This is a genomic window from Psychrobacillus soli, assembly GCF_006861775.1.
In the GTDB taxonomy this organism is placed as follows: Bacteria; Bacillota; Bacilli; order Bacillales_A; family Planococcaceae; genus Psychrobacillus; species Psychrobacillus soli.
This window is the reverse complement of the sequence record NZ_VDGG01000006.1, coordinates 88,808-113,805: the sequence shown is the minus strand read 5'-3', so window position 1 is coordinate 113,805 and position 24,998 is coordinate 88,808. Positions and strand designations below refer to the sequence as shown.

The following is a 24,998-nucleotide window of genomic DNA, read 5'->3' as shown; positions in this document are numbered from 1 at the left end:
ATTTCCCATTACGCAAGTAAGTAAGATCCCTCAAAGACGATGAGGTAGATAGGTTCGGGGTGGAAGCGTGGCGACACGTGCAGCTGACGAATACTAATCGATCGAGGACTTAACCAAATGTATTTATCTGTTGAAAATGTCGTTTATCCAGTTTTGAGTGAACAAACACTCATCGTCTAGTGATGATGGCAAAGAGGTCACACCCGTTCCCATACCGAACACGGAAGTTAAGCTCTTTTGCGCCGATGGTAGTTGGGGGTTTCCCCCTGTGAGAGTAGGACGTCGCTGGGCACTAATAAAAAAGTCGTTACCGAGTAATCGGTAACGACTTTTTTTGTATAATAATTTACCTCTGTTAAGAAATAATTACTATTAAATGTAATAAAAAAATAGATTATCTATATTTAGTTGCTTTCAAAGGTAAACTGGTTGCCCTTGCTATAAAGATGGTTGCTCAATCAATACAACTAGTTGCTTATATAATACTCTTGATTGCGCTAAGCCATTTATCTCCAAACTTCTTTAAAATAAATCATCTCATCCAGTAAAGAGTATTCATTTGTTTGCTTTATACATAGCCTTTTGTTACTTGCTATTAGACTAATTAAGTATTAAGATGTGCATGTTGTCATGCAGTTTTTTGGCGGACACAATTATAGATAGAAGAGGAGGGCTCCAGTGTGGTTGTAATATTGGCGGTAGATGACGATATGCATACGTTAGAGTTAATCTCTATTTTTTTATCGAACACCGGGTATCGTGTTGTAAAAGCTGAGAACGGGAAAGAAGGATTAGCTTTAATTGAGAAAGAAATGCCTGATCTAGCAATAGTTGACGTGATGATGCCAGAGATGGATGGTTTGACTTTAACTAAAATTATTCGAGAGCAGTATGACTTTCCTGTTTTATTACTAACAGCAAAAGGTGGCTTGGAAGATAAAGAAAAAGGATACTTAGCAGGATCAGATGATTATTTAGTAAAACCATTTGAACCGAAAGAATTATTATTTCGTATCCGTGCAATATTAAGAAGATACGATAAAACAAGTGATGCCAATATACAAGTAGGAAATATGTTGATCAATAGAAAGAGCTTTGAGGTGCAAATAGGAGAAGAGTTACTAGTTTTACCTTTAAAGGAATTTGAATTGCTGTCAAAGCTTGCCTCAAAACCAAACCAAGTATTCACTCGTGATCAATTGATCGAAACTGTTTGGGGAATCGATTTTGAAGGGGAAGAACAAACATTAAGTGTACATATCAAACGAATACGTGAACGTTTAGCTAAAACGCAAGCAGATGTACAGATTAAGACAGTTCGGGGAATTGGATATAAATTAGAAGGAACGCATACATGAAAACTTTATATAGTAAATTTGTCTGGATGACACTCCTTATTATGTTTGCCAGTGGGACAATTGGTTTCATGATTGTAAATACGTTTTATCATCAAAATTTAAAAGAGAAAAATGATGAAAAAAACGTAGAAGTAGCCAATTCCATAGTAGAGCTTATCGAATCGTCTAATCTAGACAGCATAACGCCATTTCTACAGACGATGGGAGACGCGGGGTATCAAATATACATCGTAAATGAAGATGGCCTAGAGCGGTTCTATGGCGGTGATTTCAGGGTTCGAGAAATGAATGATTCTATTGTGAATGGGGTTTTAAATGGCGAGGTATATCATGGGATGCGAGAGTTTCCGAAAGAGACGTTTATAACTGGATATTTTTCAAACGAATTAACGAATACGGTCGGAGTTCCCTTCACATATGATCAGAAAAAATATGCACTTTTTCAAAGGCCAAATATAAAATTTCTATTCAATGAAATTCATTTACTATTAGGGGGTCTTGCTGGTGCAATGATTATCATTAGTATTATTGCGATGCTGATTGTTGCTAAGAGGATGATTGATCCGCTAACAAAACTCACGGTTGCAACGAAAAAAATTGCGAACGAAGATTTCCAAGTACCGATTCTTGTGAATCAACGAGATGAAATTGGTCAATTGGCAGACAGCTTCAGAAATATGGTCAAGCAATTGGAAGCCAGCGACCGCTATAAAAAAGAGTTTATAGCTAGGGTATCTCATGATTTTCAAACGCCGTTATTAAATATACAAGGATATGCTGCTTTGCTTGAAAACGGAGAGCTAAATGGAAATTACGCAGAAATCATTCGAAAAGAGGCTAAGCGTTTATCAGGTTTAATGAAGCAGTTATTATTGCTTACTTCATTCGATCAAGCAAATACTCGAACGAAAAAAGAGTCATTTCAACTTGATGAACAGCTAAAGCAAGTTGTCTTAAAATTTAGATGGTTGCTAGACGAAAAAAATATTTCAATCCAATTGCAATTGAAAAAGCGAGAGGTAATGGGAGATAAAGAAATGTTAGAGTATGTTTGGGAAAATCTCGTTTCTAATGCGATTAAATACAACTTTTCTCCTGGAGAGATACAAATTGGAATGTCCGAAACGCCGGAATATGTGCAAGTTACCATACAGGACACTGGTATTGGGAACAAAAATACAGACTATGGGCAATGGACAGAACGATTTTATCGAGAAGACGAGGCAAGATCTACCCAAATTGAGGGAAGTGGGTTAGGGCTGGCTATTGTAAAAGAAGTCATTCAATCGCATAATGGCATGCTTGCATTTGAAAATGTGGAACCTCACGGAACAAAGGTAAGTATCCAACTAAAGAAGATGTAATCATCCGTTCATCTTCTGTTCACTTTCGACTTGTATAGTTACCCCTGTAAGGAAATCTTAAAGGGGGAAGCGAAATGAAAAACAAGCGTACTTGGCTTATAACATTAACGAGTTGGTTAGTGATCGTAGGATTACTTTCTTTTCTTGCACCATCAAGTAAAGAAGTTGCAAGTACATCCAAAAATGCTGGTCTTCCGGAAACAGCTTTATCCATTCAAGCGGATAAAGTAGTAAAAGAAAATTTCACTAGTAGTGAGGGGATACCCCTCTTAATAGTTTTTGAAAAAGATAAAGGTGCTACAGATGAGGAAATACAAAGCATTCTCACATTAATGGAGAAGAATTATACGGGTATACCGAAGTTTTCAGAAATACCTATGGAACATCGTGCTTCATTTGTTTCTGAGGATAAAAAAACATTCTTTATTCCTTTAATATTAGAAGGGCAATTAGAAAGTAAAGAAATTCACTCACAAGTGAAAGAAATTAAAAAGAATGTATCTGACATTATCCCGGCAGGTTTTACTATTTATTATACGGGACCGGCTGGTATAGCAAGTGATACAATTGAGCTATTTTCACAGGCTGATGTCGTTTTACTTTTAGCAACAGTAGGGATTATTTTTATCCTACTAATCGTTATTTATCGTTCATTTATCCTTGCCATCATTCCACTGATTGGAGCAGGAATTGTGTATGGGGTAGTGGATAGATTAATTGGCCTTACTGGTAAGTTTACATCTATTACAATTGAAAACCAGGCCCTATCAATTATGATGATTTTATTGTTTGCGGTCATTACCGATTATTCGCTGCTTTTGTACGCACGTTATAAAGAAGAACAGGATATGAAAGTGGCACTTGCTAAAACCCGTGAAACTATTCTGTTTAGTGGTGGAACTATTTTAGCGGGAGTAGCAACTCTTGCATTTGCGATATATGAGCCTTATCGTAATTTCGCACCGGTGTTTGCGATTGCGGTCATTATTATGTTGGTCGCGGGACTGACTTTATTGCCAGCTTTGTTTGCAGTAGTAAAAACACCGAAAAAGAAAGAAAAAACAACGAAGCTTTGGGCAAATGCGGGAAATGTAAGTACGAAAAATCCATGGAAAGTAGCGATACCGATACTCCTTCTACTTGGTATTGGCACATGGCATGCAACAACAATCGTCTATTCATATGATTTGTTGGCATCTTTCCCAGAAGAGTTATCTTCAAGAGAAGGTTTTACAAAGCTAGGAGAAGCATTTTCAGAAGGTGAAATAGCACCAACAACGATTCTAGTAAAATCAAAAGACGAGAAAGTAATAGCGGCTATTCAAGAGAAGTTAGAAGAGAGACCACTTGTAAGCCAAGTGCGCCCTTCGACTTCAGAAAGTGATATATACACGCAGTTTTCCATAATATTAAATGCAAATCCTTATAGCAAAGAAGCTTTGAATGAAGTAGAAATGATTAGAGATGAATGGAAAGATCAACATGTTTTAGTAAGTGGAGAGACAGTGAAACAAGTGGATATCCGGGATATTAATAATAGCGATACATTACTCGTAATGGGGTTAATGACGATATTGATTGGATTAATGCTTGCATTCCAAACGAGATCGATTCGAGCATCTTTGTTGATGATGTTTTCTATTTTATTGTCATTCGGAGCGGCTTTAGGATTCTCTACTTGGATTTTCGACGTGCTCTTCGGGTATACGTCTTTTAGTTATCGAATCCCCCTTTACACATTTGTATTTTTAGTAGCACTAGGTGTGGACTACTCGATCATGTTAATGAGTAGGTTGAAAGAAGAACGAAAACAGTATGGCGAACTAGAAGCAATTGCGAAAGCGGTTGAAAAAACAGGCAGTGTTATTTCTTCGGCAGGGCTAATACTTGCTGCTACATTTGCCGTTTTAATATCGCAGCCAGTCATGGAGCTAAAACTATTTGGTTTTGCTGTCGCAGTTGGTGTGCTGTTGGATACGTTTATCGTTCGGCCATTATTATTACCAGCGTTATTAACGATTACAAAGAGGGGGAAATGAAGATGCAAGAAAGATGGAGTTTACGATTAATACGTGCAGGAGCAATATTTGGGTTACTAGGAGCTTATCTAGGTTCTCATATGGCAGGGGCAGGATCTTACGCACTTCGCCCAATTCATGCACATATTTTACTGGTCGGATGGTTGTCGCTATTTGTATATGGTCTGTTTTATAGATTGTATAAGATTAAATCCCCTAAGTTAGTAGCTGTTCATGGTTGGGCTGCCATTATTGGAGCAGTTGGATTGACATTAGGGATGTATTTACAGTTTATACAGCCATTTAATATGGATGAAACGTTTGCGCTTATTGCGTATATTGTAGGTGGAACTATATTGTTAATAAGCTTTGCGATATTTGTTTTGGTGACCTTTAGAGTAGAAAAAGGTAGAAGCGCGGTTTAATCTGCGCTTCTGCTTTTTTATTTTAACTTAGTAGAATTCACTAATCTTTACTCTGTGATCCGCCTTTGTTATATTAGTTATAGAACAAAGATGGAGGGATTGTATGAAGAAACTAGCAATTATTTTTACTTCAATAGCCATGGTCTTTTTATTACTTGCTGCGTGTAGTAAGGAAAAAGAGGAGGCAACAGAGATGGGTTCACTAGAAAGCATAGAAGGTGTATGGGAAGGGTCTATTAATATTCCGGAACAACCGCTTCCAATTGTCGTTGAATTCGAAGCGGACAAAGGGATGATTAGTATTCCAGTACAAGGTCTAAACGATTATCCGCTATCAAATACGGAGTTAAATGGATCAGACGTATTGTTTGATATGAATATTCAAGGACAAAAGTTAACGTTTGATGGTAAAGTCGAAAAAGAAAAGATTACGGGAACTTTTACGCAGCAAGGACAGACTTTCCCTTTTGAAATAGTGAGGGGAAGTAAAGAAGAGGAAGTAGAAAAAGATCGTCTAGTGGAAGTGAAGGTAGAGGGTGGAGCAATGTCTGGCCAACTAGAAATTCCTTCAGGAGAAGGTCCTTTTCCAGTTATGGTGATCATTGCTGGTTCTGGTCCCACTGATCGAAATGGAAATTCAATTGCATTACCTGGAAAAAACAATAGTTTGAAAATGCTTGCGGAGGATTTAGCGGCAGAAGGCGTGGCAACTATTCGTTACGACAAGCGGGGAGTTGGAAAAAATGCAAGCTTAGCTGGCAAGGAAGAAGATTTACGATTTGACCAATACATTGATGATGCTGCTGCATGGGTCCAATTTGCAAAGGAAGATGAACGCTTTTCGAAGGTTGGAATAATCGGTCATAGTGAAGGTTCTTTAATTGGAATGGTGGCTAGCCAAAAAGCAAACGCAGATGCGTTCATTTCCATTGCTGGAGCTGGAAGACCTATTGAACAAGTACTTCTGGAACAACTGAAAGCACAATTTCCAGCAAACCTTATGGAAGAATCAACGAATATTCTTGAAAAATTAAAACAAGGTGAGCAAGTGAAAACGGTTAGCTCGGAGTTACAAAGCTTATTCCGCCAATCAGTTCAACCATATATGATATCTTGGCTACAATATGACCCGGCTGAACAGCTACAAAAGTTAAATAAACCAATACTGCTAGTGAATGGGAATTTAGATATTCAAGTCCCAGTAAAAGATGCAGAGCTATTACATGAAGCAAAAAAAGATTCTGATTTGCTCATTGTAGATAAGATGAATCATATATTGAAAGAAGCCCCTGCAGACCGAGAAGGAAATATTGCTACCTATTCCAATCCAGACCTTCCATTAGCTACAGGCTTAATAGATGGTATAGTCGAATTCTTGGAAGTACATGTGAAGTAATATTTGAATAAAAAAGAGTCTAAATTCTAGTAGGAATTAGACTCTTTTTTATTCCTATTAACTTATAAAGCAGTTTGTCGTTTTTTGTTTCTACGAATTCCAGCGAGCGTAGGAATACACATACCAACTAAAATCACGACTATTCCTAGAACTTGTAGCCATGATAGTGCTTCGCTTAATACGAGTACTGAAACAATTACGGCAACGGGTAACTCCATCGCACTTAGTATAGAAGAAACCGCCCCACCCACTTTAGGTACCGCAATTACAAAGAAGTAAATTGGAATAATGATACCTAATAATCCGAGAGCCAGTCCATAAAACAGTAATGGTTCTGTAAATAGTTTTCCATTCCAAATAATTTCTGGACTTTGGAAGAAGGCGATCATAATCATTGCGATAAAAGAGACGAATAATAGACGAGTTGTTGTATTCATACCTTCGACTTGCTTCGTGTTAACATTCATATTTAAGGAGAATGACACAGCAGCGGCAAAACCATAAACCCAACCTCTCCAGTCGATTCCACTCAAATCAACATCAAGAACACCAGCCGCTAAAATCGTTCCAATAAATAAAATAATGAGCGAAATAACTTCAGGTCTTGTTGGCAATCGTTTTCTCAAAATACAATCGATTAGCGTTCCAATCCATGTAAATTGGAATAGCATAACAACTGCTAGAGAGGCAGGCAAGTATATAAGTGACATCCCGTAAACAATTCCTGTAGTAGCGGTAAACAAACCTGCTAATAAAATAATTTTAAAGCCTCCATATAAACGTGGAAGTTTTCGTTGAGTAATCAGATATAAAATGAAAGCTAATATAAATCCTACAATATATTGACTAGAAATCGCTTCAGAGGCTGAATACCCGTCCCCAATTGCGAGTTTTACCATTGTCGATAAAGTCCCATAACAACTGGCCGCAAAAACAACCATCAATGGGTAAATCCATAATTTCATAAAATTTCTCCTTTAATCAGCCTTTACCGTTTTCACCATATGATAAAAAGGTTCGCCGATAATTGTCCAAGGACATACATTATCAAAACTTAGCCGATTATACAAGCTTATTGCGGCATATTTTTCTGTTTCTACATTTAAAGATAGCTTGCCGCCTCCGAAGCTTTTTACTAATTGCTCGGCGTAATTTAAAAGCTTCGTACCAATACCTTGGCCACGATAAGTAGGATTGACTACTACGGTATCTACATACCATTCCCCAGGTAATGTTTCGGGATCTATTTTAACTGCAGTTCCTTTTTTATTGGATAGATATTCTTCCAAATTTGCATCGAGAGTAGTAGCCTGTTCAGCCGAATAAAACACAAGCACGCCAGCAACTGAACCTTCCATTTCAGCAATATACGTATATAAATAAGAATGTCGATTATCCGTCCGAGTAAACAAATGCTCGAATTCTTCCGTTACTTTTGTTTTCTCTGTTTCTCCCGTAATATGCATTGCGATATCCCCGATGGCTTCCATAATTAGTGGAACCGCTTCCCGGGCATCTTCTTTACGTGCTTTTCTAATAGAAATGTTCATTGTTCATCCACCTTCCCAATGAAATATTATAACAGAACAAAAGCGTAAGCGCCTATGATAGAGGAAATGAGCTGTGTCCTGTTGGTCTTTGCTGGTTGAAGTTAAGCGGTGGAAATCAACTTTATCTAAATTCATAGTAGAAGTAAAAAAATTTTGAAACCTTTTTGTTCTATATGTAGTAGAATAGAAGAAAACAAAAAAGGAGGAATGACAGTGGACTTCGAATCGATACCGTGGATGCTCATATTGCCACTAGTGGTTATCCAATTTATATTAATGCTTGTTGCTATTATTGATTTAATCAGAGTAAGTAATACAAATGGACCTAAATGGCTATGGGCATTGATCATTGTATTAGGGAATTTAATCGGACCAATTATCTATTTCATCATAGGGAGACGAAATGAATGAAAACATTACTTCATATGCAAGACTTAACGAAGGAATATGGAAAAGAAAAAGCGGTAGATAGTCTAACCTTTTCATTACTCAAAAATACGTCAACGGCACTAATCGGACCAAATGGAGCAGGGAAAACAACGACTTTGTCGATGCTAGCAGGATTATTAAAACAAAGTGCTGGAACGATTGTATTTGATGGAGAAATAACAGAAGATATTCAAAAGGTAATCGGTTTCTTACCGCAATATCCTAAGTTTTACTCTTGGTTAACTGCGCTTGAATTTACGGAAATGGCCGCAAAGTTAAGTGGTGTCGATGCAAAAATAGCAAAACAAGAAGCAGAAAAAACGCTTGAATTTGTAGGGCTTGGAGATGCAAAAAACAAAAAGACGGGGACGTTTTCCGGGGGAATGAAACAACGACTAGGACTTGCACAAGCAATCGTGCATAAACCTTCATTATTACTATTAGATGAACCAGTATCCGCATTAGATCCTATAGGCAGACGAGAAATAATGAATTTACTAAAAGAATTACAAACAACAACGACCATTTTATATTCGACTCATATTTTAAATGACGCAGAGGAAATGACGGATCAATTAGTGTTTTTGCGAAAAGGTAAATTAGTGGAGCAAGGATCTATGCAAGAAGTGCGGGAAAAATATGCAAACCCAATGTATAAAATTTATTTCATTTCTACTGAGGAAGCAGCAAAGTTTGTGGAAATTTCTCCTTGGCCCGCTAGACAGGAAGATTCGATTGCTTTTATCCATATAGAAGAGGAAAAACCAGTTATGAACGAAGTACTACATGTACTTGCAGAAAGTCATTTAAGTTTATTAAAAGTAGAGCGAGCGACGGCTAGTTTAGAAGAAATCTTTTTACAGGTGGTGAATAATGGTGAGTAATTTTTCGATATTATTTCAAAAAGAGTGGAGAGAAAATGTACGTAATTTTAAAATATTGTGGATTCCTCTTGTATTTTTGTTGTTTGGTATTACGGAGCCGTTGACTAATTATTATTTACCACAAATTTTAAATGCAGTAGGGAATATGCCAGAAGGAACTGTTTTTCCATTTCCTGAGTTCACACCAGAGCAAATTGTTATGTCGACGGTAAGTCAGTACCAGTTTATCGGCATGTTAGTCATAACGCTTGGATTTGCAGGAATTATTTCAAGGGAGCGGAAGAACGGTACTGCAACGTTTTTATATGTCCGACCTATTTCCTATACAAGCTATGTGTATAGTAAATTAAGTATAATGTGCATACTAGTGGTTGGTAGTGTCATACTTGGACTACTGGCGAATTTATATTATACGAATGTTCTTTTCGGTGCAGTGGATGTCGGAGCGTTTGTAGGATTTCTTGGAACGTACATCGTATGGTTATTGTTTGTCGTTAGTATTGTCCTATTCACAAGTGCGGCATTTTCGACTGCAATAGCTTCCATAATTTCACTTGCACTTGTTTTATTTGTTCAGTTTATCGATGCTTTGCTTGGAGCTTACTGGACAATTTCTCCCTGGAAAATACCTATGTATGCAGGGTATGTATTAAATGGTAGCGTGGATAAAAAGCCATTTATATGGAGTTTAATCATTACTTTATTAGCGATTGTATTACTGATTTTCGGAGCAGTTTATTTTGCTAAAAGAAATATTTCTAAAACGAAAATATAAAAAACTATTTCGAGGTGAAAAAAATGCCGACTCGCAATTCAGATCGATTTGTAACAGCATATAATCGAATAGACCAACTAATGAAAGATGTTATCGGAACGCAGGAGCATATGGCGTTTTTTCGACTGATCGATTATGCGAAAAAAAAGAATGCAGTAATAAGAAAATATGAAGCGGATTTGCGTGAATACGGCGATCTTCGGAATGCAATCGTTCATAATCGTACTTCAATGGAGTTTGCAATTGCAGAACCACACGAAGATATTGTCCTAAAAATGGAAGAAATTGAAACGGCACTGAAGACCCCTGTAACTGTCGGCAGCATGTTTCGAACGAATGTGACAATGTTTCAAAAAACGGATTCCTTAAGTTATGCGTTAAAAGTAATTAAAGACAAAAAGTATAACCAATTTCCAGTGTATGATGGTACGCAGTTTAAAGGGTTAATCACACCCGTAGGTATTACAATGTGGATGGCTAGCATGGTGGAGTCTAAAGACTTTTCTAGATCACGCGCGACATTAGGCGAAATTCTTGCACATGAAAACGACAGGGAAAATCATCAATTTGTCGCTAAGCAGGAATCTGTTTATGAAGCATTGGAAATTTTTAAGGAAGCGGTAACGAGAGGACGTCGTTTGGAAGCCCTGCTTATAACGGAGGATGGAAAGCCAAATAACAAACTGATCGGAATTGTGACACCGATGAGTTTGATGAAAATAAAATAATCGAGTGAATTTTCTCCAAAAGTCGTCTTTTCTAGTACGATTCCAAATAAAATGGAAGTGTATGAAGGGAAAAGGAGGACTAATATTGGAAGAGCATGAAAAGTTTCAACAACAGCCAGCCGGTGAGATGTCAGTAGGAGAGTGGCTCATTACGATGCTTATTATGATTATCCCAATCGTGAACATCGTCATGCTTTTTGTCTGGGGATTTGGAAGTCCAGACAAACGTCGTAACTATGCTCGTGCATCACTTATTTGGATGGCTATTAGTATTGTGCTCATTATTATTTTTTATGGAGTTATTTTTGCACTATTTTTTTCTATGAGATCCTATTAGAATAATTTCCCGGGAAATAACATAATTCGACATGAAAAAGTATTCTTGTAGCTAAATACAAGGATACTTTTTTTACATTTGATATAATTATGAACAAGGAGTGAGTTTAAAATGAAAATTGCTTTGTTTGGGGCTACTGGACGTGTTGGAAGAGACATTCTTTTATTACTTTTGCAAAACAATATAGAAGTAACTGCGCTTGTAAGGGATTCCGAGAAGGTGCAACCTCATGATAGATTGACCGTCCTACAAGGGGATGCAAGATTGGCAATGGATATAGAACGTACATTAGAAAATGCAGATGCAGTGATAAGTGCCCTGGGAACGGATCAGACGACTGTATTAACAGAGTCAATTTCACATATTATTATTGCAATGAAAAAACAGAAAATCCATCGGATCATAACGATCGGAACTGCTGGAATTCTAACAAGTAGGGTAGAGCCGGAGCTTCTTCGTTACGAATCATCCGAGTCAAAACAAAGATCGAAGGTTGCCGCAAAAGAACATCATCGTGTGTTTCATATGTTAAGCCAATCATCCCTAGATTGGACAATTGTTTGTCCAACGTATTTGCCTACTGGTGTTGTAACCAATGCATATATAATTGAACGAGATATGTTACCGGTAGGAGCAACTCGAACGACAACGGGAGATACAGCTGTATTTGCATATAATGAATTGATCGAGAATAAACATATAGGTTATAGAGTAGGTATTATGAGTCCAGAGTAATTTAGGAGAAAATAAATGAAAAAATGGTTAGTAGGATTAATCGTCATAGCAATCGCATTATACATAGGGAATAATGCGATTAAAACAACAAATATTACAGTGGAGTCAGCTAAAATTCCTACTGTATTTGATGGACTAAAAATTGTGCAAATTTCTGATTTACATGATGCAACGTTTGGAGAGAATCAAGAAAAGCTTGCGAAAAAAGTGCGAAATGCAGCGCCAGATCTTATTTTCCTGACGGGAGATTTGATAGATAGTAATCGATATGATTTGGAAAATAGTTTAGATGTGGTGAGGCAAATTATTTCGCTTGCGCCTGTTTATTATGTGACGGGTAACCATGAAATTGCTACAAATGACGTGGATCATATTAAAGCTTCATTGGTTAGTTTAGGTGTAATCGTATTATCAAATGAAGAAACGACAATTGAAAAAGATGGAGAGCAGTTGCGTATTATAGGAATTGAGGACCCTTTAAATGGGGTACCCGTCGGGGAGGCGTTGAGTAAGTTCGATGAGTTGGATGCCTACACATTGGTTTTATCGCATCGTCCAGAAACGTTTCAGGATTATGTAGATCATGGAATGGATCTTGTATTTTCGGGACATGCGCATGGTGGTCAATTCCGCTTCCCTGGTCTAGGTGGGTTAGTTGCACCTGGACAAGGATTATTTCCGAAGTACACAGCAGGTGTATATGAAGAGTCTGATACGAAAATGATTGTTAGTAGAGGACTCGGTAATAGCGTAATTCCGGTAAGGGTGTTTAATACACCGGAAATAGTGGTAGTTACTTTGAAAGCTACATAACAAGCCCCCTACATTTTGTAGGAGGCTTGTTACTACTTATCTTTACTATCCAATCGTTCTTTAAATTCTCCAAATTCTTGTTGGGCTTCGCCTTTTAGTTTATCAAGCTTACCTTCAGCTTGTAACTTCATGTCATCGGTTGCATTTCCAATTTGATCTTTTGCTTCGCCTTTGACTTTGTTGACAGTACCTTTTAATTTGTCCGATAATCCACTCATGTGTATTCCTCCTCAAATTACGGTTCTATTAGCTATATACCCCATTGAAATCAATATGAAACTATCTATAATTTACTCCACAATCTCAAATTCCTGCAACATTGCGTAGAATCTTGCCCCATGACCTTCTGCAGCTTCCAGAAAATACTTCTCTGTAATAACAAAGCTTCCACCGTTTTTATTGTCTACTACATATACGTTTGTAACGGGACTATCCCACTGTGTGCCTCCATCAATCGCATGCAGTTTATAACCTTCTACCGGATCAGTTACTACTTCCGTTGTAGTCACTTTGGAATATTCCGAAGCAAGCTCCGTTTCTTTTGTAGCAATTATCTCTTCTGGTGTAAGTTCTTTAAATTGTTCAATTTTCATTGAAACTTCCGGATATCTTTCCTCTAAAGGCTCTTTTGTTGTAATAATATCAGCGTTTTCACCTTTTATCAGTTTGTATCGTTCTTCATCCATGTAAATGATGTATTCTGCATCTTTGCCTTCTTGGAGAACAACATCTGTTGGTTCTTCTGTACCTTCAATACTTTGAATCATTTCTTTTTCGGGTACGAATATATCTTTTATTTGTTTAATGAATGCCATTCCTGTATCAGTTTGTGTGCTAAACAATATCATTACCCCAGCGGCAGCAGCAATAATAATCGGAATAGCTTTAGATTTCTTTTTCATTTGTTTTTCCCTTCTGCTTTTTTCTTGAAAAAGCTCTTGATCTAATTGATTCCAAATATCGTCTTTTAGCTGATCTATCGAATCGTCTGTATGTTCCATTATTTCTTTTTTAATACGCTCATCCATATGGTCCATATTTACTTTCCCTCCATTTCCATAAGGCTAAGTTGCTCTTTTAACAAGTTCCTCCCGTTAAAAAGCCTTGACTTTACGGTGTTTTGATTTAAATTCAAAATATCTGCAATTTCCTTTTCAGTAAAACCTCTTATATACTTCAGAAGAAGTGGAATTCGGTATAAGTCCGCCATATGTTGAATGACTCCATATAAATCGGAGACATTTTCTTTGGAATGCTCCATTAGTTGTGGGTTATTCTCCATTAACAAAATATCGATAGGTATTGTTTTCTTCTCTTTATTTAACAGTCGATTGCATTCATTGACTAAAATCCGGTAAAACCAAGCGCCAAAAGAAAGTGTTGGATTATAAGAAGATATATTACGATATACACGAATAAAAGCTTCTTGCACTGCATCTTTTGCTAGCTCATCGTCCCGAGTAATCGCTTTTGCCGTTCGTATAGCATATCCAGCATATTCATCGTAAAGATGCCGAAATGCATCTCTATTTCCTTTTTTAATATCCTTTATAATATCTTCATGCATGAGGCTGTTTCACTCCTTTCACTTATATATACCCTTGTAAGAGGCAAAAAGTTTAGTGGAAATAAAAAAACTGCTCAAAGTAATTACTTTAAGCAGTGTGAATGATTATTTAAACCAACCTTTTTCTTTAAACCTGGCAATCGCTTCTATTCGATTACCTACATCTAATTTATCTAAAATAACGGAAATATAGTTACGAACAGTGCCGGTAGTGATAAACAGTTCTTTTGCAATTTCTTTTGTATTTTTTCCGTTCGCAATTAGTGCCAGTACTTGGCTCTCACGTTCTGTTAGCGGATTCTCTCCTTCATACGCAATATCGACTAGCTCCGGTGCATAAATGCGACGACCGTCCATAATGATGCGGATGGAATTCGCAAGTTCTTCACTTGGGCTATCCTTCAGTAAATAGCCACTTACTCCGGCTTTTCGTGCGCGCTCAAAATAGCCTGATCGTGCAAAAGTAGTTAAAATAATGACCTTACAATTATTTTCTTTTAATTGTTCAGCAGCATCTAACCCACTTTTAACCGGCATCTCAATATCCATGATACAGATATCAGGCTGCAGCTGTTCGATTAAATTCAAGGCCTCTTCCCCATTATTTGCTTTACCTACAACTTTCATATCCTCTTCCAAATCTAAAAGTGAACCTAAAGCACCAAGTACCATTCGTTGATCTTCTGCAATGACAATCCGTATCATGTTTCTTCCCCCTGTCTCATTTGTTGAATCACAATAGGAACACGTATATTAAGTGTTGTACCATTCTTTTCATGAATGTCTAAACTGCCATTCACAAAATCTAATCTTTCTTTTATACCACGAAGGCCGTGGCCTTTTGACCAATCTTTTTTCGTGTCAATCCCGGTGCCGTTATCATGTACTTTAAGCAATGTTTCTTTTGTAGATTGTTTAATCGAAATGGAACATGAAGTAGCACCGCTATGTTTGACTACATTTGTCACTGCCTCTTTTAAACACATGCTAAGCACATTTTCGACAAGTAACGGGGTATTTCTCAGTTCTAGTGTTCCGCTTATTTTGCAGGAAATCTCGGCCGCAAGTAGTATTTGTTTCACTCGGAAGAGTTCATCTTCCAGTTTGTTACCACGCATATTTGCAACGAGTTCTCGTACTTCTTTCAAAACAGAACGTGCTGTTTGGTTAATATCATGAATCTCGTTTTTGGCTGCTTGTGGATTTTTTTCAAGGAGCCGACCTGCCAAGTCACTTTTTAACCCGATGAGCGAAAGTTTTTGTCCGAGCGTATCATGTAAATCTCGCGCAATTCGTTCTCTTTCTTCTATAATGATAAATTGAGAAATGCGCTTCTGTGCATCTTCTAGCTGTCCTTCTAATAATTCTCGCTTATTTCGGTTATAAGTGTTGAACGGTAATAATATTACCCCGATTAAGCAAGCAATTAGAAAAGGAAGATGGGATAGAAAAAGTTCTGTTTGCTCAAAGAAGCCGATAATGACGGCTACAATAATAGCAACTATATGAATGCTATAAACGATAAAAAAACTAATTTTGTTTTGTATATGGCCAATAATAAAGGATAAAAAAATCGAAAAGTAAATATATCCAAAAAGGAGTGTCATCGTAACACTAATTGCCATTTCAATAGCGGTACATACATAGAGAGGCCAACCAGTGGAAGTGAACGATAACCGATATGCTATAAAAAACATAATAGTTAAACTTAAACCAACAACAATTTCTATTGGTGTGCTCGATCTAAAAATAAAAAAGAAAGGAAAAATACAAAAAACAACCCATGCGTAAATACTTAGCCACGGATACTTTGGAAAAATCTGATACCATTTTGGCAATGAATGCACCTCACTTTTCTTCATTATAAATGAAAAACCATTCCTCGTTACAGTGGAATGGTTTTTACTAAGGATTTATTTTCCTTCAATTGTTGCATTTTTAGCATCTAGCTTCACTGACTGTTTCTGTTTTTTGAGTAAGTGTTTAATCTCTTTAAAGCTTACGAAGTTTTTGTTAGCTTCATCAAACAAACGGAAACGGATAGATTGTAAGCTAGTGCGCAAATTAATCGTTGTTGCTTTTTGTAGAGGTGGAGTCGATTCATGTGCTTTTTCTAAGTTATAGTTAGGAACCCTTGGACTTAAATGATGAACATGGTGAAAGCCGATATTACCCGTTACCCATTGTAGTACTTTCGGCAACTTATAATAAGAACTTCCATCGACCGCAGCTTTTACATAATCCCAGTCAGCTTCATCTTCAAAATAAGAATCTTCAAATTGATGTTGTACATAGAATAACCAAATGCCTAGTGAACCTGCGATGAAAAGAATTGTTCCTTGAATGATCGCAAATGCCTGCCAACCTATTAACCAAATCATTAATGCATACAGAACCACAACTGAGAAGTTGATCAAGTAAGTGTTATTGCGTTCTTTCGGACGAGCATCTTTTCGATTAATTCGGTTGCTTACTAAAAACAGTAATGCTGGCCCTAAACCGAACATAACAATCGGATTTCGATAAAGTCTGTAAGAAAGTCGTTTCATTGGGGAAGCCTCAACATATTCTTCTACAGTCATCATCCATATATCACCAACACCGCGTTTATCTAAATTTCCGCTTGTTGCATGATGGATATTATGTTCACGTTTCCATTTTTCATAAGCAAATAACGTGATAATTCCCGTAACCGTACCAGTAATATTATTCGCTTTTTTGTTTTTAAAGAAAGAACCATGTGTGCAATCGTGGAAAATGATGAAAATACGAACAACAAATCCTGCCGCGATTATGGATAAGCCAACTGCGAGCCAAACAGAAACATCTAAACTTAAGTAGGCTAAGAACCACAGGATAAAAAATGGTGGTATTGTATTAATAAGTTGAATAATACTCTTTTTCAACTCAGAATTTTCAAATGGTTTTACATTTTTGCGCAATTCAAGTGTTTTTTCTCTACTCACATTATTCCTCCTAAAGTGAATTATTACCTTAACTATAAAGGTACGCAGCTATTAGGAGTAGGCATAAACGTCAAGTCTTAAGTATGACAAGTGTCATATAGGGACAAAAGGTATATTAGAAGCGCAAGGCGTTCTTTATGTGCCTATTGTCTTTTCTCAATGGAAAGGGTTTACTCGACATGAGGTAACGAAGAATTGCGATGAATTGTGTACTATCTCTACTAAGCGCAATATAGGACGGCATACTCGTAACGTTCCAGGACATACCTGCAACTTTATCTAGTTTTCGGCATTATTCATAAAAAAAAGCTGACCGAAACAAACGGTCAGCTTGCGATAACAATTTATTTTCTTTCTTCTTTTAACAAGCGTAATGTTTCATCAAACTCTTTTTCAATCTCAGGATTTGGTTTGTATGTCATTAAGCTAACAACTACTGTTACGATTAACGATAACACGAAACCAGGTACGATTTCGTATAATGCACTGGAAAGAGCTTCAGTTGAGCCCCAAATAACAACGACTACTGCCCCAACAATCATTCCCCATAATGCACCCGTCGAAGTAATCTTTCTCCAGTAAAGGGTAAGTAAAATAACTGGACCAAACGATGCACCGAAACCTGCCCAAGCAAAGGATACAAGTTTCAAGATGGTATCATTTTCACCCCATGCTAGAATTGCTGCAACAATAGAAACGAAAAGAACGGCAAGGCGTCCGTAATTTACATATGTTCGATCAGACGCATTCGTTTTAATAATAGCTTTGTATAAATCTTCTATCAATGCAGAAGATGTAACGATTAACTGTGAAGAAATCGTACTCATAACAGCCGCTAAAACAGCTGCTAGTACAAGACCTGCGATAAATGGATGGAAGACGATTTGCCCAAGTGCGATGAATACCGCTTCTGGACTCGTTAAAGTCAAATCCGGATTTTGTTGATAGTAAGCTACGCCGACTAATGCAGTTGCAACTGCTCCAACTAAACTTAAAATCATCCAGCCAATCCCGATACGACGTGCTTGTTTCGTTTCTTTAACAGATTTTATCGCCATGAAGCGAACGATAATATGAGGTTGACCGAAGTAACCAAGACCCCAAGCTACTGTTGAAATAATTCCAGCTACAGTTGTTCCTGCGAAAAGACTTAGATGTGTTGGATTAACTGCTTTAATAGATTCTACTGTTTCCCCAATACCACCTGTCAAAAATAATCCAAAGACTGGTACACAAATTAGTGCCAAGAACATGAGTAAACCTTGTAGGAAATCCGTATAACTTACTGCTAAAAACCCTCCGAAAAGCGTGTACGCAACGACAACAGCCGAAACGATTAGTAGACCAGCATGATAATCAAGGCCAAATGAGCTTTCAAAGAAAACCCCTCCCGCTACCATTCCGGAAGATACGTAAAACGTAAAGAATAATAAAATAATGAGACCTGATGCAACACGTAACAAACGAGATGATTGCTTTAAACGACTTTCTAAATAACTCGGTATCGTAATGGAATCATTTGATACTTGCGTATAAACACGAAGTCTTGGTGCAACATATAGCCAGTTTAAATAGGCACCGATAGTTAATCCGATAGCAATCCATGCTTCTCCCATACCAGTTAAGTAAATTGCTCCTGGCAATCCCATTAATAACCAACCGGACATATCTGCAGCACCTGCACTTAATGCAGTAACAGCAGGACCCAGTGAACGACCTCCGAGCATATAATCTGTTAAATTTGCTGTCTTTCTATACGAATACCAGCCTATAGCTAGCATTGCAACCATATAAAGTATTATGGCTGTTAATTGATAAGCTTCTGATGACATAAACAATCTCCTCCCACAAACATAATACCATGTCAAGCAATTAGGCGCACTGAAATTTTTGATAATTCCATATTTTACAAGCGTCCTCATCTGTTAAAATAAACTTACTAAATACCGAGAGGAGAATTTTCATTGAAATTTTTTCATACAGCGGACTGGCACTTAGGGAAACTAGTGCAAGGTGTATATATGACGGAAGAACAGCGATTTGTTTTAAAGCGACTAATAGAAGCAATTGATAAAGAAAAACCCGATGCGGTTATTATCGCAGGGGATTTATACGATCGTGCCGTTCCGCCGACCGAAGCGGTAAATTTACTTGACGATATACTCGCCGAAATCGTTATAAAACGACGTATTCCTGTGCTTAGTATTGCAGGAAATCACGATAGTCCTGGACGCTTAAACTTTGGAAGTAAACTAATGAAAGAAGCAGGTTTACATATAGTCGGTCAATTAACAAAAGAGCCAAAACCAGTCATATTAAACGATGCATATGGAGAAGTGTACTTTCATTTGATCCCATATACAGATCCTTCTCAAGTGCGACATATTTTAGACAATGAATCTGTAACAAGCCATCAAACTGCAATGAAAGCAATTATAGAAGAAATAGAAAAACAAGTAGATCCTACTAAAAGACATGTATTTGTAGGGCATGCTTTCGTAACTCCTCATGGGCAGGAGGAAGAAAATACGAGTGAATCAGAGCGTCCACTTGCAATAGGTGGCGCAGAATATGTAGATGCAGCTCTTTTTAAAAATTTTCACTATACAGCACTTGGGCATCTTCACCAGGCGCATTATGTATTAAACGAGACGATTCAATATGCGGGTTCTCCTTTGAAATACTCGATTTCGGAGGAACATCATAAGAAAGGTTTTTTCATTGTCGAACTGGATGAAGTCGGAAATGTTACGATAGAAAAAAGATTATTAACTCCCAATCGTGATATGCGGACGGTAGAAGGGTATATACAAGATATTTTACAGCAGCCAATAAGTGAAGATTTCGTATTTGTGAAGCTGCTCGATGGGACACCGATTTTATCACCAATGGAGCAGATTCGAACGGTTTACCCGAATGCTATGCATGTCGAAAGAAAATTACTTCGCGAAAATGTAGCTTCCGGGGAAAGTGAAACGATGCCTCGAAGAAAGATGGATGATTTTACGCTGTTTCAAGCATTTTATGAGGAAGTGAGTGGGAAAATGCCCACAGCAGAAACAGAAACGCTCTTTAAAGAAGCATTGGGACAAACGATCATGGAAGAACGGGAAGGAGGAAGCGAAGCATGAAGCCACTTCAACTGAAAATGACCGCTTTTGGTCCATATAAATTCACTGAGACAATCGACTTTACTGAGTTAAAGGACAATCGACTATTTGTCATTTCCGGAGCAACAGGAGCTGGAAAAACGACTATATTTGATGGGATTTGTTTTGCATTATACGGGTCTGGCAGCGGTGAAGATCGGCGTGACACGAAAATGATGCGAAGCGATTTTGCTACAGACGATACACATACAGCTGTCGAGTTGATATTTGAAATACATAATCGCAAGTATCGCATTTTACGACAACTCCCACATGTAAAAAAAGGGAACAAAGGTGCAACAGGTGAACGATACGAATTTTTTGAAGTACTGGAAACAGGAGAAGTCCCGGTAGTAGAAAGACAAATTGTTTCCGAGATTAAAGAAAAAGTAGAAGAAATAATTGGTCTATCACTGGAGCAGTTCAGTCAAATCGTTATGCTCCCACAAGGAGAGTTTAGAAAACTTCTTACTTCTCCAACAGAAAACAAAGAAGCTATTTTACGTAAAATTTTCAAAACAGAACCGTATAAAATGATAAGCGAGAAGCTGAAAGACAAAAAGGTTGTTGCAGAAGCGGAACTAAAAAAAGAAGAATTAACGAGAAATGGATACACCGAGCAAATTTTAGCATCCTTTCCAATGAGGGAATCAAGCATTTTTGAATTAATTAAATCGAGTAGCTTTAACACCTATCAATTAGTCGAAGCTTTAAAAGAAGAAACAAATTTTTACAAAGAAAAGATTCAGCTAGACGAACATACGTATAAAGAGGCTTACGCGCAACACGCATCGAAACAAACTGCCTATCATGAAGCAAAAGCAGTAAACGAGCGATTCGAAGAGCTTGAGGCAAAGGAGCAGCAGCTAGAAAGCTTAAAAGGACAATCGAGGGAGTATGACAACAAGCAAAATCAGCTAGAAGCAGCTGAACGCGCAAGCGCCATAGAAGCAGTAGAAATCTACTATACCGAGCTACAGCTAGAATTGAACGAGAAACAGATGTTGCTTGAAGCTGCACGAAAAGAAATGTCAATATCTGAAGAAACGTTAAAAAAAGTGGAGGTAATGTATACAAACGAGGAAAATAAAAAAGAAAATCGTGAAAAAAGTGTAGAAATGCTTATTCAATTTAACGGATTACTGCCTTTATTTGAAGAACTAGAAACGAAACGAAATGAAATGCTTGATTTAGAAAAAAGTACAGTTTTATTACAAGGTCAATTGGAGGAAAGATCTGCCCTTTTCATAAAAGCAAAGGAAGCTTGTTCAGAACAAAAAAAAGCAATAGACAAGCTTGAGGAGTTAGTGGAGCCACTCGACACAAAAGTACAAGAACTATCCATACTACAAGTAAAACACACTGTGCTTCAAGAATATGTGATGAACGAAGAAGAGCAAAATACATTTGTAATAGAAGAAACAAAACAGCAAAAGATTTTTGATGAAATGAAAGATGCATATGTTGCAGAAGAACAAAAATGGATGAGCAACCAAGCCACTATTTTAGCATCTAAACTAGTTTCTGGTGAACCTTGCCCTGTTTGTGGAAGTAAAGAACATGATGTGCTGAATTTGGATGCCCACGAGCAATCTATGAATGAAGAAGCATTGCAGCGATTAAAAGAAGGATTGACTAAACAAGAAACGAAACTGTTAACGACTCGTGCCAAAAAAGAAGCTTTAAATAAACAGCTACAAAGAATTTCCAATCGGTTAGAGGAACTGCAAGTAAATATTCTCCAAGTAGACCAATTGCGGGAAGATGTAGGAAAGTTACAAACGGAAGTAAACGCACTCCGGTTAGAAAAAAATAAGCTGTCTTTATTGAAACAACCTTATAAAGAATTGTTAGCAAAAGTAGAAAAATTGGAGCAAGAAAAAGTTCACTTAGAAACAAACTATTATCAAAAAAACAATCTATTAGAAAAAGCAAAAGCTGTATATGCATCGAAAAAAACATCTATCCCAGCTTCTATCCCAAGTTTGCAGGAGCTCCAAGTTCAATTGACAGCTGCTAAGAAACAAAAAGAAGCATTAGAACAAGCATGGGAAGAAGCACAAAAAATGCTAAAAGCTGCACAAGACGCACGCACAAAAGCAGTTTTAACACTTGAACATGCTGACATAAACGCAAAAGAAACAACCGTAAAACGGGATAAAGCGTATGGGAATTTTCAAGACGCATTAACAAAAGCAACTTTCGAATCAGTAGAAGCATATAAAGAAGCGAAATTATCCGAAAGAGAACGAACGATGCTAAAAGAGCAATGCACCGCGTATAAACGAACACTTCATACTTTAACAGAGCAAGTAAAAGAAGGAAGGCAGCAGCTAGCATCGAAAGTGAAAGTCGAGCTAGTGCCACTAGAAGAAGAACTTGTTCAGTTAAAAGAATTGTACGAGCAAGCGTTAACTGCATTAAATAGTACAAAAGAATATGAGAAAGCAGGAAGGGCATTAGAAGAAAAGATTGCTACCACAAGTAAACGAATAACAGCTTTGGAGCAAGAGGTACACCGTATTATCGACTTGTACGACATGCTCCGCGGACAAAATCATTTAAAGATTTCGTTCGAACGCTATGTGCAAATTGAATATTTAGAGCAAATCGTTGCGGCTGCAAATGAGCGACTAAAGCATATGTCAAATGGTCAATTCTACTTACTTCGAAGTGAACGACAAGAAACGCACGGTAAGCAAAGTGGGCTTGGTTTGGATGTATATGACGCATATACAGGTCAAACAAGGGATGTTAAAACACTCTCCGGTGGCGAAAAGTTCAATGCATCGCTTTGCCTGGCACTCGGAATGGCTGATGTCATTCAAAGTTTTCAAGGAAGTATCCGAATCGATACGATGTTTATCGACGAAGGATTTGGCTCTCTTGATGAGGAATCATTGAATAAAGCGATCGATACACTGATTGACTTACAAAAGTCTGGCCGCATGATTGGCGTTATTTCACATGTTGCCGAGCTAAAAGCGTCTATGCCAGCTATTTTGGAAGTGGAGAAAGTGAAAGAAGGATATAGTAAGACGAAATTTGTTATAAAATAACTCATGTGTTTATTAGCTAATGTATTCCATTAAAAATCCAAAAGAAAAGGTGAGTCTTCATTTCGAGACTCACCTTTTTGTTCCTAATTGCTATTCAATGCTTTTAAAAAATCCTCTTCGCTATATACACCGAGCCTGTTTAATGCGGAATAACCTAGAGGGTCTTCGATTTTTGGATCAGCTCCGTATTCATATAGTAGAGAAACCATTTCATAGTTCTCCATATCCAACGCGGCAGTTAAAGCATTGGTGTATTCATCTGCTGTATTTGGATTAGCTCCTGCATCTAACAATACTTCTGCGATTGCTAGATCGTCCCCATAAATCGCATAATGAAGAGAAGTTGTTCCCTCTGAATCAAAATCTTCTAGATTAGCGCCGTCAGCTATGAGATCTCTAACTTTTTCTTCCTCTCCATTTGAAACAGCTTCCATAAGAGGGGTCATTGAAAGATAATAATCGGTACTAGAATAATCCTCTTCGGCAGACAATTCATCTAAAATACTTCCGGAAAATAAACTCGCATACGTGAATGTTCCTGCTGCAAAAAGTGCAATAACCCCAATGTAACCGACAAAGAAAATTCCGAGGAAAGCACCTATACCAAGAGCAATCTTGCCTGCATTGGAGTAATAAGTAGGTGTTCCATCTACTTGCATAAATGTTCCCACAGCCTGAATTCGTTTAGGCAAAAGTGGATGACTAGATAATACTTCGCTTAACCACACGGCGACATTCGATTCCGTATGAATTTGTTCTAGATAAGCATCCTCGTTCACTTCTGTATATAATTTTTTTCCAACCCCAAGAATGGTAAGTGCTCGCTTAGCAGCTACTCCATTTTGTATATAGTAAGCGGCTTCCCGGTCACAAGTATATTCACAAGATCGACTATATGCTTGAGAAAGAAAAGGGATAAATTGTGCAGGCATGATTAAAATGTTTTTCCACACATGTCTTCTTTTTACATGAGCAAGCTCGTGAGCAATGATAAAATCAAGTTCTGCCTCTCCTCGTTCTCTAGCAAGCTCAAATACTTCTGAATAAATGACAACCATGTTTCTCCCTAGAAATCTTGTAGCGAATGCATTAAATGCACCTTCCGAATGAATGACGAACACATCAGGTACTTTTTTTAGATTCATCTTAGTAGATAAAGAGATAACTCGTTCATAAACGTCTGGGAACTGTTTTTCGTTAATACGTATCCCATTTCCACGAATGGATCCTAGCATGATGGCATTCGCGTAGAGCAAAATACCAACTAGAACTAGTAAAATAGCAATTCCGAATAAAGAAAAAATTGCAAGTATGTATAATAGCAAACTGAAGATAACACTTATAACGAAATATGGCATTTCTCTACTTGACGTTAAATCCCTTGATGACAAATGTATTACCTCCCTTAAAATATTTATAAATTTACCAAATTATGTGTAATAAGT

General features: G+C 37.4%; 24 protein-coding genes and 2 rRNA genes. 16 read left to right on the top strand and 10 right to left on the bottom strand.

Annotated elements, in window-relative coordinates:
* From FG383_RS04425 to FG383_RS04395, 7 genes are all read left to right on the top strand, one after another.
* Positions 1-117: ribosomal RNA gene (locus FG383_RS04425) — 23S ribosomal RNA — on the top strand; the annotation flags it as partial.
* A 58-nt stretch (positions 118-175) separates the two neighbouring features.
* Positions 176-291 (top strand): 5S ribosomal RNA (gene rrf, locus FG383_RS04420).
* A gap of 389 nt (positions 292-680) precedes the next feature.
* On the top strand, positions 681-1,358 hold the full coding sequence (locus FG383_RS04415; RefSeq protein WP_142605635.1) for a response regulator transcription factor: 678 nt from the start codon (positions 681-683) through the stop codon (positions 1,356-1,358).
* Positions 1,355-2,722, top strand: coding sequence for a sensor histidine kinase (locus FG383_RS04410; RefSeq protein ID WP_142605634.1), 1,368 nt, complete (start codon positions 1,355-1,357; stop codon positions 2,720-2,722). The genes FG383_RS04415 and FG383_RS04410 overlap by 4 nt, the downstream gene beginning before the upstream one ends.
* Before the next feature lie 74 nt (positions 2,723-2,796).
* The gene (locus tag FG383_RS04405; protein ID WP_142605633.1) at positions 2,797-4,761 is read left to right on the top strand and encodes an MMPL family transporter; all 1,965 of its coding nucleotides are present in this window, start codon (positions 2,797-2,799) and stop codon (positions 4,759-4,761) included.
* Between the two features lie 2 nt (positions 4,762-4,763).
* Complete coding sequence (locus FG383_RS04400) at positions 4,764-5,165, top strand: hypothetical protein (RefSeq protein ID WP_142605632.1); 402 nt, start codon at positions 4,764-4,766, stop codon at positions 5,163-5,165.
* A 103-nt stretch (positions 5,166-5,268) separates the two neighbouring features.
* Positions 5,269-6,561 (top strand): alpha/beta hydrolase family protein, encoded by a 1,293-nt coding sequence (locus FG383_RS04395; RefSeq protein WP_246096847.1) that lies wholly within the window; start codon positions 5,269-5,271, stop codon positions 6,559-6,561.
* A gap of 62 nt (positions 6,562-6,623) precedes the next feature.
* On the opposite strand, the gene FG383_RS04390 is transcribed toward FG383_RS04395, so the two are convergent.
* Positions 6,624-7,526, bottom strand: coding sequence for an EamA family transporter (locus tag FG383_RS04390; RefSeq protein WP_142605631.1), 903 nt, complete (start codon positions 7,524-7,526; stop codon positions 6,624-6,626).
* A gap of 12 nt (positions 7,527-7,538) precedes the next feature.
* Entirely contained in the window at positions 7,539-8,111 is a 573-nt protein-coding gene (locus FG383_RS04385) for a GNAT family N-acetyltransferase (protein ID WP_142605630.1), read from the bottom strand.
* 237 nt (positions 8,112-8,348) lie between these two features.
* On the opposite strand from FG383_RS04385, the gene FG383_RS04380 reads away from it, so the two are divergent.
* From FG383_RS04380 to FG383_RS04350, 7 genes are all read left to right on the top strand, one after another.
* Positions 8,349-8,522, top strand: a complete 174-nt coding sequence (locus tag FG383_RS04380) for a PLD nuclease N-terminal domain-containing protein (protein WP_425467625.1) — start codon at positions 8,349-8,351, stop codon at positions 8,520-8,522.
* Positions 8,519-9,424, top strand: a complete 906-nt coding sequence (locus FG383_RS04375; protein WP_142605628.1) for an ABC transporter ATP-binding protein — start codon at positions 8,519-8,521, stop codon at positions 9,422-9,424. Before FG383_RS04380 ends, FG383_RS04375 begins: the two co-directional genes overlap by 4 nt.
* Positions 9,414-10,199 (top strand): ABC transporter permease, encoded by a 786-nt coding sequence (locus FG383_RS04370; protein ID WP_246096845.1) that lies wholly within the window; start codon positions 9,414-9,416, stop codon positions 10,197-10,199. The genes FG383_RS04375 and FG383_RS04370 overlap by 11 nt, the downstream gene beginning before the upstream one ends.
* Before the next feature lie 23 nt (positions 10,200-10,222).
* A complete protein-coding gene (locus tag FG383_RS04365) occupies positions 10,223-10,927 on the top strand; it encodes a CBS domain-containing protein (protein WP_142605627.1) in 705 nt (234 codons plus the stop codon).
* An 85-nt stretch (positions 10,928-11,012) separates the two neighbouring features.
* On the top strand, positions 11,013-11,264 hold the full coding sequence (locus tag FG383_RS04360) for a hypothetical protein (RefSeq protein WP_246096844.1): 252 nt from the start codon (positions 11,013-11,015) through the stop codon (positions 11,262-11,264).
* A 111-nt stretch (positions 11,265-11,375) separates the two neighbouring features.
* Positions 11,376-11,999: an NAD(P)-dependent oxidoreductase gene (locus tag FG383_RS04355; RefSeq protein ID WP_142605626.1), complete on the top strand. Its 624-nt coding sequence runs from the start codon at positions 11,376-11,378 to the stop codon at positions 11,997-11,999.
* A gap of 15 nt (positions 12,000-12,014) precedes the next feature.
* Positions 12,015-12,812, top strand: a complete 798-nt coding sequence (locus tag FG383_RS04350; RefSeq protein WP_142605625.1) for a metallophosphoesterase — start codon at positions 12,015-12,017, stop codon at positions 12,810-12,812.
* Between the two features lie 32 nt (positions 12,813-12,844).
* Here the strand turns inward: FG383_RS04350 and FG383_RS04345 are convergent, their stop codons facing one another.
* The 7 genes from FG383_RS04345 to putP all read right to left on the bottom strand — a co-directional run bounded on the left by FG383_RS04345 (position 12,845) and on the right by putP (position 19,177).
* On the bottom strand, positions 12,845-13,030 hold the full coding sequence (locus FG383_RS04345; protein ID WP_425467624.1) for a CsbD family protein: 186 nt from the start codon (positions 13,028-13,030) through the stop codon (positions 12,845-12,847).
* Positions 13,031-13,102: 72 nt separating this feature from the next.
* Positions 13,103-13,849 carry a hypothetical protein gene (locus tag FG383_RS04340; RefSeq protein WP_142605623.1) on the bottom strand — a complete coding sequence of 249 codons (747 nt, stop codon included), beginning with the start codon at positions 13,847-13,849 and terminating at the stop codon, positions 13,103-13,105.
* Positions 13,850-13,851: 2 nt separating this feature from the next.
* Positions 13,852-14,379, bottom strand: a complete 528-nt coding sequence (locus FG383_RS04335) for an RNA polymerase sigma factor (RefSeq protein WP_142605622.1) — start codon at positions 14,377-14,379, stop codon at positions 13,852-13,854.
* A 105-nt stretch (positions 14,380-14,484) separates the two neighbouring features.
* Positions 14,485-15,084 carry a response regulator transcription factor gene (locus tag FG383_RS04330; protein ID WP_142605621.1) on the bottom strand — a complete coding sequence of 200 codons (600 nt, stop codon included), beginning with the start codon at positions 15,082-15,084 and terminating at the stop codon, positions 14,485-14,487.
* Positions 15,081-16,217 (bottom strand): sensor histidine kinase, encoded by a 1,137-nt coding sequence (locus tag FG383_RS04325; protein WP_142605620.1) that lies wholly within the window; start codon positions 16,215-16,217, stop codon positions 15,081-15,083. The genes FG383_RS04330 and FG383_RS04325 overlap by 4 nt, the downstream gene beginning before the upstream one ends.
* Before the next feature lie 75 nt (positions 16,218-16,292).
* A complete protein-coding gene (desA, locus tag FG383_RS04320; protein WP_142605619.1) occupies positions 16,293-17,345 on the bottom strand; it encodes a Delta(5) desaturase DesA in 1,053 nt (350 codons plus the stop codon).
* 344 nt (positions 17,346-17,689) lie between these two features.
* Positions 17,690-19,177 (bottom strand): sodium/proline symporter PutP, encoded by a 1,488-nt coding sequence (putP, locus tag FG383_RS04315; RefSeq protein WP_142605618.1) that lies wholly within the window; start codon positions 19,175-19,177, stop codon positions 17,690-17,692.
* 132 nt (positions 19,178-19,309) lie between these two features.
* Here putP and FG383_RS04310 point away from each other — a divergent pair, with 132 nt between their 5' ends.
* Positions 19,310-20,476, top strand: coding sequence for an exonuclease SbcCD subunit D (locus tag FG383_RS04310; protein WP_142605617.1), 1,167 nt, complete (start codon positions 19,310-19,312; stop codon positions 20,474-20,476).
* Positions 20,473-23,553: an AAA family ATPase gene (locus tag FG383_RS04305; RefSeq protein ID WP_142605616.1), complete on the top strand. Its 3,081-nt coding sequence runs from the start codon at positions 20,473-20,475 to the stop codon at positions 23,551-23,553. Before FG383_RS04310 ends, FG383_RS04305 begins: the two co-directional genes overlap by 4 nt.
* 83 nt (positions 23,554-23,636) lie before the next feature.
* On the opposite strand, the gene FG383_RS04300 is transcribed toward FG383_RS04305, so the two are convergent.
* Positions 23,637-24,944 carry a M48 family metallopeptidase gene (locus FG383_RS04300; protein ID WP_142605615.1) on the bottom strand — a complete coding sequence of 436 codons (1,308 nt, stop codon included), beginning with the start codon at positions 24,942-24,944 and terminating at the stop codon, positions 23,637-23,639.
* Between the last annotated feature and the right edge of the window lie 54 nt (positions 24,945-24,998).